The organism is Massilia niabensis (genome assembly GCF_042655085.1).
Taxonomy (GTDB): Bacteria; Pseudomonadota; Gammaproteobacteria; order Burkholderiales; family Burkholderiaceae_D; genus Telluria; species Telluria niabensis.
Window position 1 is genome coordinate 167,909 of record NZ_JBHSMU010000007.1, and the last position, 10,309, is coordinate 178,217.

At 63.4% G+C, this 10,309-nt stretch carries 10 protein-coding genes; 6 read left to right on the forward strand and 4 right to left on the reverse strand.

What is annotated here, in order from left to right; genetic code table 11:
• Nucleotides 1–112: 112 nt before the first annotated feature.
• The 4 genes from ACFPN5_RS06805 to ACFPN5_RS06820 are packed head-to-tail and all read right to left on the reverse strand — an operon-like array spanning nt 113 to nt 4,812.
• Nucleotides 113–2,197: a VC_2705 family sodium/solute symporter gene (locus tag ACFPN5_RS06805; RefSeq protein WP_379781456.1), complete on the reverse strand. Its 2,085-nt coding sequence runs from the start codon at nt 2,195–2,197 to the stop codon at nt 113–115.
• Nucleotides 2,194–2,538, reverse strand: a complete 345-nt coding sequence (locus ACFPN5_RS06810) for a DUF4212 domain-containing protein (RefSeq protein ID WP_379781458.1) — start codon at nt 2,536–2,538, stop codon at nt 2,194–2,196. Before ACFPN5_RS06810 ends, ACFPN5_RS06805 begins: the two co-directional genes overlap by 4 nt.
• On the reverse strand, nt 2,538–4,064 hold the full coding sequence (locus ACFPN5_RS06815; protein ID WP_379781460.1) for a sensor histidine kinase: 1,527 nt from the start codon (nt 4,062–4,064) through the stop codon (nt 2,538–2,540). Before ACFPN5_RS06815 ends, ACFPN5_RS06810 begins: the two co-directional genes overlap by 1 nt.
• A 10-nt stretch (nt 4,065–4,074) precedes the next feature.
• Entirely contained in the window at nt 4,075–4,812 is a 738-nt protein-coding gene (locus ACFPN5_RS06820; RefSeq protein ID WP_379781462.1) for a response regulator, read from the reverse strand.
• Nucleotides 4,813–5,013: 201 nt separating this feature from the next.
• Here ACFPN5_RS06820 and recA point away from each other — a divergent pair, with 201 nt between their 5' ends.
• The 6 genes from recA to sucD all read left to right on the forward strand — a co-directional run bounded on the left by recA (nt 5,014) and on the right by sucD (nt 10,084).
• Nucleotides 5,014–6,096 (forward strand): recombinase RecA, encoded by a 1,083-nt coding sequence (gene recA, locus ACFPN5_RS06825; protein WP_379781464.1) that lies wholly within the window; start codon nt 5,014–5,016, stop codon nt 6,094–6,096.
• Nucleotides 6,097–6,138: 42 nt separating this feature from the next.
• The gene (gene recX / locus ACFPN5_RS06830; protein ID WP_379781466.1) at nt 6,139–6,597 is read left to right on the forward strand and encodes a recombination regulator RecX; all 459 of its coding nucleotides are present in this window, start codon (nt 6,139–6,141) and stop codon (nt 6,595–6,597) included.
• A gap of 136 nt (nt 6,598–6,733) precedes the next feature.
• Complete coding sequence (locus ACFPN5_RS06835; RefSeq protein ID WP_379781468.1) at nt 6,734–7,093, forward strand: hypothetical protein; 360 nt, start codon at nt 6,734–6,736, stop codon at nt 7,091–7,093.
• A gap of 284 nt (nt 7,094–7,377) precedes the next feature.
• Nucleotides 7,378–7,941: a DUF2889 domain-containing protein gene (locus ACFPN5_RS06840; RefSeq protein WP_379781470.1), complete on the forward strand. Its 564-nt coding sequence runs from the start codon at nt 7,378–7,380 to the stop codon at nt 7,939–7,941.
• 75 nt (nt 7,942–8,016) lie between these two features.
• Nucleotides 8,017–9,186 (forward strand): ADP-forming succinate--CoA ligase subunit beta, encoded by a 1,170-nt coding sequence (sucC, locus tag ACFPN5_RS06845; RefSeq protein ID WP_379781472.1) that lies wholly within the window; start codon nt 8,017–8,019, stop codon nt 9,184–9,186.
• 16 nt (nt 9,187–9,202) lie between these two features.
• Nucleotides 9,203–10,084 carry a succinate--CoA ligase subunit alpha gene (gene sucD, locus ACFPN5_RS06850; RefSeq protein ID WP_379781474.1) on the forward strand — a complete coding sequence of 294 codons (882 nt, stop codon included), beginning with the start codon at nt 9,203–9,205 and terminating at the stop codon, nt 10,082–10,084.
• Nucleotides 10,085–10,309 lie beyond the last annotated feature (225 nt).

The following is a 10,309-nucleotide window of genomic DNA, read 5'->3' on the forward strand; positions in this document are numbered from 1 at the left end:
CCGCCCGCAGGCGGAAAAGTTATTTCTCAAGAATAACATTCAAGCATGTCAAAAAACCATGCTCCATGGATATTATCAGCCAGTGTTGCGCAGTTGCCCCATGCTGTCAGCCTTATTCGGGCGCCCGGATATGGTCGACCAGCGCATCGCTGGAACGCGCCGGTGCTGGACTCAGCAGGCTGGCGATGGCGATGGCCGCCATCCCCACCGGCACCCCGAAAATCCCGGCCGACATTGGCGCGATGTCGAACCAGGCCGCATCGAGCCGCCCGCCCAGGATCGGATTGACCCGGAACATGTAGTAGAGGCAGACCATGAAGCCGGCGCTCATCCCGGCGATGGCGCCGACGTGGTTGGCGCGCTTCCAGAACACGCCCAGCACCAGCGCCGGGAACAGCGTCGACGCCGCCAGCGAGAATGCGGCGCCGACCAGCGACAGGATGTCGGCCGGCTTTTGCGAGGCGGCGTAGGCGGCGATGAAGGCCACCGCCAGCAGCAGCAGCTTGGAAATCGTCACCCGCTTCTGGGTCGAGGCGCCCGGATCGACGATCTTGTAATACACGTCGTGCGACAGCGCGTTCGAGATCGCCAGCAGCAGGCCGTCGGCCGTCGACAGCGCCGCCGCCAGGCCGCCGGCCGCCACCAGGCCCGAGATCACATACGGCAGGCCGGCGATTTCCGGTGTGGCCAGCACCAGGAGGTCGCCGTCGATGGCGATTTCCGCCAGCTGCACCAGGCCGTCGCCGTTGATGTCGGTGACCTGAATCAGGGGACTGATCTTGTCGATGTTCGCCCAGTAGGCAATCCAGGTCGGCAAGGAGTGGAAATCGCTGCCGACCAGGCTGGTATAGATATCGTATTTCGCCAGTACCGCCAGCGCCGGGATGCTCAGGTAAATCAGGAGGATGAAGAACAGGGTCCAGAACACCGAGACCCGGGTTTCCGCCACCGAAGGCGTGGTGTACGAGCGCATCAGGATGTGGGGCAGGGCGGCGGTGCCGAACATCAAGCAGAACACGAGCGCGAGGAAATTGTTGCGGCGCGCGTTCGACTCGGCCTCGGTGGCGCCGGGGAAGGGCGTGGCATGCGGCTGCGGCGGCTGGGCCCGCGCCAGCAGGCGCGCGCGCTGGGCTTGCCAGAGCCGCTCGGCGTCTTCCGGCGTTTTCGGGTAGGCCGCCAGCGCCCGTTCGGCGCTGCGCACGTCGGCCAGCGACACATTGCGCTGGCGCGCCGTGTCGAGGCGCTGCTGGGCGGCAAGCCTTCCCGCTTCCCATGAAGCGGGAAGGCGCGCCAACCGTTCTTCATACCCGTCGGCCTCGCGCTGGAAGCGGGCGCGCACTTCCTGCTCGCGCGGGTCCTGCGCCAGTTGCGTTTCGCGCTGGGCCAGCTTCGGCAGCACCGAACCGTAGGCCAGCTGCGGCACCGGGTTGTCGGCGTGCTTGACCGACAGCCACATCGTCGGGATCAGGAAGGCGACCAGGATGATGATGTACTGCGCCACCTGGGTCCAGGTAATGCCGCGCATGCCGCCCAGGAAGGAACAGACGAGGATGCTGGCCAGCCCGAGAAAAATGCCGACCGAAAAATCGACGCCGGTGAAGCGCGAGGCGATCAGGCCCACCGCATAGATCTGCGCCACCACGTACACGAACGAGACGATGATGGTCGCGCCGACCGCCAGCAGCCGCACCGGCCCGCCGCGTCCGCCCGCGCCGCCGCCGTAGCGCACCGCCAGGTAGTCCGGAATCGTGTACTGGGCGAACTTGCGCAGGTAGGGGGCGATCAGCAGCGCGACCAGGCAATAGCCGCCGGTCCAGCCCATGATGTAGGCCAGGGCGTCGAAGCCGTAGACGTACAGGCCCCCGGCCAGGCTGATGAAGCTGGCCGCCGAAATCCAGTCGGCGGCGGTGGCCATGCCGTTGAACAGGGCCGGCACGCGCCGCCCCGCGACATAGTATTCGGTGACGTTCGAGGTGCGGCTGACCACGCCAATAGTGGCGTACAGCACGATGGTGGCGAGCATGAACAGGTGCCCGATCCACAGCCGCGGCATGCCCTCGTTTTCGAGGACCGTCAGGGCCAGCAGGAAGCCGGCGAAGCAGATGCAGAACCAGGCGTAGTAGTTGGACAAGCGCCGGAAGTAACGGGACTGCGGGCTGGACTGCGACCCGGACTGCGGGAGCGGGTCCGGGCTCAAGGGGCGTCTCCACTCGCATCCGCCATCGCGCGCCCGTAATCGCGGTCGTAGCGGCGCATGCGCCAGGCATAGGCGCCGATGATCGCCAGGCACACCAGCGAGGCGCCCTGCGCGGCCATGTAGAACGACAGGGGCCAGCCGAACACGGTGAGGCTGGAGAGCTCGCGCGCGAAAAACACGGTGCAAAAGCCCGTGCCCAGCCACAAAGCCATCAGGACGATGGTGAGGCGGCGCGTGCGGCGCCAGTGCGTGGCGCGTGCGGCGCGCACACGGCCGGCGTGCCGGGGATCGGGCCCCGGTGCAGGCGTGGACGCGGGCATCGGTGTGGATTCGGGCGGCATCAGGGAACGTAATCCGGGGACGTGGTGACGGGTGGAGGAAAGGTCAGCCGGAACAGGCTGCCAGGGTACTTGGGGAGAATGCTGCGCGGGTTGTTGAAGATGTCGACCTCGGCCCCGTGCTGCCCGGCGATCTCGCGCACGATCGCCAGCCCGAGGCCGCTGCCGGTCGTGTTCGAGCCGAGGATGCGGTAGAAGCGCTCGAACACATGGGCACGCTCCTGGGGCGCGATGCCGGGCCCGGTGTCCTCGACTTCCAGCAGCGCGTGCTCGCCGTCGCGCCGCACGCGGACCGTGACGCTGCCGCCGGCCGGGGTGTAGCGCAGCGCGTTGTCGATCAGGTTCGACAGCAGCTCGCGCAGCATCAGCGCGTTGCCGGCAATGACCACCGGCTCGTCATGCGCTTCGTAGCCGAGGTCGATGCCATGGACGAACGAGGCCTGCACCCAGTCCTGCACCGTGTTCCGCGCGAGCGTACCCAGTTCGACTTCCTCGAAGGCGAGCCCGGCATGCGGCTGGTTTTCCGCGCGCGCCAGGGCCAGGAGCTGGTTCACCAGGCGGGTGGCCGACTCCGAACTTTTCGCCAGCTGTTCCAGCGAACGGTGGATCTCGTCGGGATCGAGCTGGCGCAGCGCCAGTTCGGACTGCATGCGCATGCCGGCCAGCGGCGTCTTCATCTGGTGGGCAGCGTCCGCAATGAAGCGCTTCTGCATCTCGATGGTCTGGGCCAGGCGCCCGAGCATGTCGTTGAGCGAGCCGACCAGGGGCGAAATTTCTTCGGGAACCTGGCGCGAGTCGATCGGGGACAGGTCGTCCGAGGGCCGCGCGCGGATGCGTTCCTGGAGTTCCGCCAGCGGGGACAAGCCGCGCGAGAGGGCGAACCAGACCAGGGCCAGGATAATCGGCAGGATGATGAACTGGGGCAGGATCACGCCCTTGATGATCTCGTTGGCGAGCAGGGCGCGCTTGTCGAGCGTTTCGGCCACCTGCACCAGCGCGTGGCGCCTGCCCTTGCCCGGCAAGGCCAGCGGATCCAGGTTCACGTACAGGTAGGCCACGCGCAGCGGATGGCCCTGCAGCGCGGTATTGCGGAAGTGCACCGCGCCATCCATCTCGGCCTCCTCCTCGCGCGGGCGCGGCAGTTCGCGGTCGCCGTCGACATGGCGGCCATCGGCACCCGTCACCTGGAAATACACGCTGTCGACATCGTCGGCGCGCAGGATGTCGCGCGCGCTGCCGGGCAGGCGGGTATCGATCGCGCCTTCTTCCACCCGTACCTGCTGGGCCAGCACCGTGACCCGGTTCTCGAGCGCATGGTCGAAGGGCTGGTTGGCGATCGATTTCGCCACCAGGTAAGTAATGGCGATGCTCATCGGCCACAGCAGCAGCAGCGGAGCGAGCATCCAGTCGAGGATTTCGCCGAACAGCGAATGCTGGATGTTTTCTTCTGGCTCGGGATTGGGCGGGACGTACAGCGGCTCGGGTACACCCGCATCAGCCGCCTGCAGGCCGCGATCGCGCTTGTTCACTTGCGGACGTTCACTTCGAATCGAGGGCGTGTCCAGCGGCTGCGTTGGTGCCGCTGCCTGTGCCGGCGCCGGCGCGGGCATCCGAATATTTTTCCAGGCAATAGCCGAGCCCGCGCACGGTGGCGATGCGCACGCCGCCCACCTCGATCTTCTTGCGCAGGCGGTGCACGTAGACTTCGATGGCGTTGTTCGAGACTTCCTCGCCCCATTCGCACAGGTGGTCGACCAGCTGCTCTTTCGAGACCAGCCGCCCGGTGCGCGCCAGCAGGATTTCCAGCAGGCCGAGTTCGCGCGCGGACAGGTCGAGCATCTGGTCGTCGATATACGCGCTGCGGCCGACCTGGTCGTAGGCCAGCGGGCCATGGCGCACCACGGTCGGGCCGCCGCCGGCGCCGCGCCGGGTGAGGGCGCGCACCCGCGCCTCGAGTTCGGACAGCGCAAATGGCTTGGCCATATAGTCGTCGGCGCCGAGGTCGAGCCCTTCCACGCGCTGCTCGACCGAGTCGGCCGCGGTGAGGATGAGTACGGGCAGCAGCGAGGAGCGCGCGCGCAGGCGGCGCAGCACTTCCAGGCCGGACATTTTGGGCAGCCCCAGGTCGAGAATCAGGAGGTCGAACTCCTGCGTCGACAGGGCAGTATCGGCTTCCTGGCCGTTGCGCACGCCGTCGATCGCGTAGCCGGACTGGCGCAAGGAGCGCGTCAGGCCATCCGCGAGTACGCTATCATCTTCCGCAAGCAAAATTCGCATAAGATCACCCTGTTTTTCGATTAGACCGCCTTGGCGCACCTATTGTGTTTGATTTATCGCAACAATGCGAGCCTTCTCCAACACTGGCCGCAGATTCGGTCAGATAGCGCTTGCAAAAACTACTGGAGTTTTATACAGTACTACCTATTGAAATGCGCGACGGTGCCCCTACTTAGGTACCTCCAAGACTGAGAGAAAATTATGGACGACAAAAAAGTAGTACACAACGCTGCTGAAAAAGGCAAAGCACTGGCTGCCGCCCTCGCGCAAATCGAAAAGCAGTTCGGCAAGGGCTCGGTCATGCGCATGGACGCGAACACCCCGGTCGAAGAAGTGCAGACGGTCTCGACCGGCTCGCTCGGCCTGGACATCGCACTCGGCGTCGGCGGCCTGCCGCGCGGCCGTATCGTGGAAATCTACGGTCCGGAATCATCGGGTAAAACCACGCTGACCCTGCAAACCATCGCCCAGATGCAAAAACTGGGTGGCACCTGCGCGTTCATCGACGCCGAGCACGCGCTCGACGTGGGTTACGCCCAAAAGCTGGGCATCAAGCTCGACGAGCTGCTGATCTCGCAGCCGGACACCGGCGAGCAGGCACTGGAAATCACCGATGCACTCGTGCGTTCGGGTTCGGTCGACCTCGTGGTCATCGACTCGGTGGCGGCACTGACCCCGCGCGCCGAGATCGAAGGCGACATGGGCGATTCGCTGCCAGGTCTGCAGGCACGACTGATGTCGCAGGCACTGCGCAAGCTGACCGCCTCGATCAACCGCACCAACACGCTGGTCATCTTCATTAACCAGATCCGCATGAAGATCGGCGTGATGTTCGGCAGCCCGGAAACCACGACCGGCGGTAACGCGCTGAAGTTCTACGCCTCCGTGCGCCTGGACATCCGCCGTACCGGCTCGATCAAGTCGGGTGACGAGGTCATCGGTAACGAAACGAAGGTCAAGGTCGTCAAGAACAAGATCGCGCCACCGTTCCGCGAAGCGCACTTCGACATTCTTTATGGAGAAGGCACTTCCCGCGAAGGCGAAATCCTGGATCTGGGCGCCGACAACAAGATCGTCGAGAAGTCCGGTTCCTGGTACAGCTACAACGGCGAACGCATTGGCCAGGGCAAGGACAACGCCCGCCAGTTCCTGAAAGACCGCCCAGCACTGGCGCGCGAAGTCGAGAACAAGGTCCGTGCAGCACTCGGCGTGCGTGAGCTGCCACCGCCGGTCGGCGGCGACGCCGAAGACAAGGCGCCGAAGCTGAAAGCCGTGACGGAGTAATGTCGACGTGCTGTTTTCAGCAGTAATCGTAGCAACAGCGCCATGCGCCAGCCAGTCCTGAGCCTGAAGGGTCGAGCCCTGCGTTTCCTCTCCATGAGGGAGCACAGCCGGCTCGAGCTCAAGCGCAAGCTGGCACGCCATGCCGAGGAGGGCGACGACATCGACGCCCTCCTCGATTTCCTTGAAAAGAACAACTGGCTGTCGCAGGAACGCTTTGCCGAATCGCTGATTCATCGAAAAGCAGGGCGCTACGGCAACAGCCGCGTCGTCGCCGAGCTGCAAAGCCACGGCATCAATGGCGAGGCACTGGCTGAACTCAAGCCCGGTCTGGCCGAGAGCGAAATAGCCCGTGCGATCGAGGTCTGGCAGCGCAAATTCGGCACCGTCGCGCAAGATGCGGCCGAGCGCAGCAAGCAGATGCGCTTCCTGATGGCGCGCGGCTTTTCCAGCAGTGCGGTACGTGCGGCGCTCAAGGGCGCGCCCGAAGACGACGATTTTTAACGCCGTATACGCTGTCTTTTTAGTAGATCCATGTTCCAGGCGCCAGCGCGTAGCGTCATCCGTCGATATGCTCTTGCATATTCCTCAACCACGGATGGCGCTGCGCGCTGGCGCTTTTTTGCTGCCGAGATTCATCATGAAAACGCTGTGCGCCGCCGTTTCCCTCATCGTCCTTGCTGCCTGCACCAGGCAACCCATCAATGCAGCCGGCATCTATCGGCTCAGCACGGCAGAAAAATCGATGGTGCTGGAAGTGCGTACCGGTGGCGAGTATGTGCTGCAGATTAATGGCGCTGAACGCAATCCCGACCAACTCCGCGGGCGCTGGGAAGACGGGCGTGAACCAGGGGTCGATGTCGCCTTCCACGGCCTCCAATGGCGCGGAACGGAACCGGAGGCCGGCCAGGGCATCTGGGCAGCGACGTTTGAAAGTAATGGCGGCATCTGCCTCAATGCCGAAGGATTAAGCTGCTTTATCAAGGACGACCCGGCCTGAGCGTGCGCCCGGGGGCTGTGGGCGTCGCGGCATATCTTCCAGCATCGTTCCTTCCCGGCGCCGGCTTCGACAAACATTGACAAGCTTGCCATTCCAAGCCGCCGTCCTCGACGGGTAGACCTTATTCATCAAGCATGTTGCAGTGCAACCGGCTCGCGCCTGTGCTAAACTTTCACGGTTTAAGCAGCGCCGCATGAGCGGTTGTTGCCGCAGAAGCTGCGGTAACGTGCATCAGCACACCGGCTGCCACCTTGATTGCCGATCAATCGGCGCATTTGTTTTCTATGCCCCTGTCTTCTCCCGCCCCGCGCTCCCTGCGGCACACTCGCGCCATCACTGTCGAAGCGTACGCGCGCGACGATGGCCTGTGGGATCTTGACGCGCGCATCCGCGACATCAAGGCACGCGACATCGTCCTCGCTTCCGGCAACCGCCCCGCCGGCTCAGCCGTGCACGACCTGAGCCTGCGCATCACCATCAACCGCGAGCTCGAGATCGTCGACGCCGAAGCCGCGTCCGATGCCGTGCCGTATCCGGGCTACTGCGACACCATCGGTCCGGCGTATAAAAAGCTGATCGGCTTGTCGCTCGCCAAACATTTCCGGTTGCACCTGAAAGACCGCCTCTCGGGCGTGCTCGGCTGCACCCACCTGACTGAACTGGCGCAGGTCTTGCCCACTGTGGCAATCCAGGCCTTCGCCGATGACGAGTTCGAGACACGCAGCGCCGCCAATGATGGCGAGGCCGTGCGTCCGTACGAGATCGACCGCTGCCACGCGCTGCGGGCTGACGGCCCGGCCGTGGCACAGTATTATCCGCGCTGGGTGATCAAGGCCATTGCGGGTTAAACTTCGGGGTTAACATTCGATGTCGAAGTTTTCCAATTAACTATCTAAATCAGTAACAGAAGAAGGGAAGCCAGCATGAAAATCCATGAGTATCAGGGCAAAGAAATCCTCCGAAAGTTCGGAGTGACGGTTCCGCGCGGCATTCCGTGCATGTCGGTCGACGAGGCCGTCAAGGCAGCTGAAGAGCTGGGCGGCCCGGTCTGGGTAGTCAAGGCGCAGATCCATGCTGGCGGCCGCGGCAAGGGCGGCGGCGTCAAGGTTGCCAAGTCGCTGGAGCAGGTCCGCGAATACGCGGAGCAGATCATGGGCATGCAGCTCATCACGCACCAGACTGGCCCAGAAGGCCAGAAAGTGCGCCGCCTGCTGGTCGAAGAAGGCGCCGACATCAAAAAGGAACTGTACGTCTCGATGGTCACCGACCGCATTTCGCAGCGCGTCGTGCTGATGGCCTCGTCGGAAGGCGGCATGGACATCGAAGAAGTCGCGCACAGCAACCCTGAGAAAATCCACTCGATCGCGATCGACCCGGCCGTCGGCCTGACCGACGCCGAAGCCGACGAGATCTCGACCAAGATCGGCGTGCCTGCCGAATCGCTGGCCGACGCCCGCACGCAACTGAAGGGCCTGTACCAGGCTTACTGGGAAACCGACTCGTCGCTGGCTGAAATCAACCCGCTGATCCTGACCGGTTCGGGCAAGGTCATCGCCCTCGACGCGAAGTTCAACTTCGACTCGAACGCGCTGTTCCGCCAGCCGGAAATCGTCGCCTACCGCGACCTGGACGAAGAAGATCCAGCCGAAGTCGAAGCATCGAAGTTCGACCTGGCTTACATCTCGCTCGACGGTAACATCGGCTGCCTCGTGAACGGCGCCGGCCTGGCCATGGCTACCATGGACACCATCAAGCTGTTCGGCGGCGAGCCGGCCAACTTCCTGGACGTGGGCGGCGGTGCGACGGCTGAGAAAGTCACCGAAGCATTCAAGATCATGCTGAAGAACCCTGGCCTGAAAGCCATCCTGGTCAACATCTTCGGCGGCATCATGCGTTGCGACGTCATCGCCGAAGGCGTGATCACCGCCTCGAAGGCCGTGTCGCTGCAAGTGCCGCTGGTCGTGCGCATGAAGGGCACCAACGAAGACCTGGGCAAGAAGATGCTGGCCGACTCCGGTCTGCCAATCATCGCTGCCGATACGATGGAAGATGCAGCCAAGGCCGTCGTCGCCGCTGCAGCTGGTAAAGCCTAATTCAAGGAATAAACAAATGTCGATCCTGATCAACAAAGATACTAAAGTTATTACCCAGGGTATCACCGGCAAGACCGGTCAGTTCCATACCCGTATGTGCCGCGACTACGCGAACGGCAAGGCCGCTTTCGTTGCTGGCGTGAACCCGAAGAAAGCCGGCGAAGACTTCGAAGGCATCCCGATCTACGCCAACGTGTCGGAAGCGAAAGCTGCCACCGGCGCCACCGTGTCGGTCATCTACGTGCCGCCGGCAGGCGCAGCCGCTGCAATCTGGGAAGCTGTCGAAGCCGACCTGGACCTGGCGATCTGCATCACCGAAGGCATCCCGGTCCGCGACATGATGGCTCTCAAGGACCGCATGGCCAAAGCCGGCTCGAAGACCCTGCTGCTGGGTCCTAACTGCCCAGGCCTGATCACCCCGGACGAAATCAAGATCGGCATCATGCCGGGTCACATCCATAAGAAGGGCCGCATCGGCGTCGTCTCGCGCTCGGGCACCCTGACGTACGAAGCAGTCGGCCAGCTGACCGCACTGGGCCTGGGCCAATCGTCGGCAGTCGGCATCGGCGGCGACCCGATCAACGGCCTGAAGCACATCGACGTCATGAAGATGTTCAACGACGATCCTGATACCGACGCGGTCATCATGATCGGCGAAATCGGCGGTCCGGACGAAGGCAATGCCGCGTACTGGATCAAGGACAACATGAAGAAGCCTGTCGTCTGCTTCATCGCTGGTGTCACCGCTCCTCCGGGCAAGCGCATGGGCCACGCCGGCGCGCTGATCTCGGGCGGCGCCGATACCGCGCAAGCCAAGCTGGACATCATGGAAGAGTGCGGCATCAAGGCCACCAAGAACCCGTCGGAAATGGCACGCCTGCTGAAGGAAATGCTGTAATACGATTTGTTCTGAGTTAAAGAAGGGAGCCTGCGGGCTCCCTTTTTTATTGTCCGTGTCCCGTCCTGAAATCGGTTGTCTAACTTTGCCTTATTCAGGGAGAGCGAGATGGCAACTGAAGGAAAGCGTACCCAGCGCGACTACACGCTGGCTTTTAAACTGAGGGTGGTTGCCTCGGTCGAAAAAGGGGAAATGACCTACGGGCAGGCCCAGAAGAAGTTCGGC

Coding starts and splice junctions, on each gene's coding strand:
- sucC (WP_379781472.1), top strand. CDS start 8,017: ATGAAAATCCATGAGTATCAGGGCAAAGAAATCCTCCGAAAGTTCGGA.
- recA (WP_379781464.1), top strand. CDS start 5,014: ATGGACGACAAAAAAGTAGTACACAACGCTGCTGAAAAAGGCAAAGCA.
- ACFPN5_RS06820 (WP_379781462.1), bottom strand. CDS start 4,812: ATGCGAATTTTGCTTGCGGAAGATGATAGCGTACTCGCGGATGGCCTG.
- recX (WP_379781466.1), top strand. CDS start 6,139: ATGCGCCAGCCAGTCCTGAGCCTGAAGGGTCGAGCCCTGCGTTTCCTC.
- ACFPN5_RS06840 (WP_379781470.1), top strand. CDS start 7,378: ATGCCCCTGTCTTCTCCCGCCCCGCGCTCCCTGCGGCACACTCGCGCC.
- ACFPN5_RS06835 (WP_379781468.1), top strand. CDS start 6,734: ATGAAAACGCTGTGCGCCGCCGTTTCCCTCATCGTCCTTGCTGCCTGC.
- ACFPN5_RS06810 (WP_379781458.1), bottom strand. CDS start 2,538: ATGCCGCCCGAATCCACACCGATGCCCGCGTCCACGCCTGCACCGGGG.
- sucD (WP_379781474.1), top strand. CDS start 9,203: ATGTCGATCCTGATCAACAAAGATACTAAAGTTATTACCCAGGGTATC.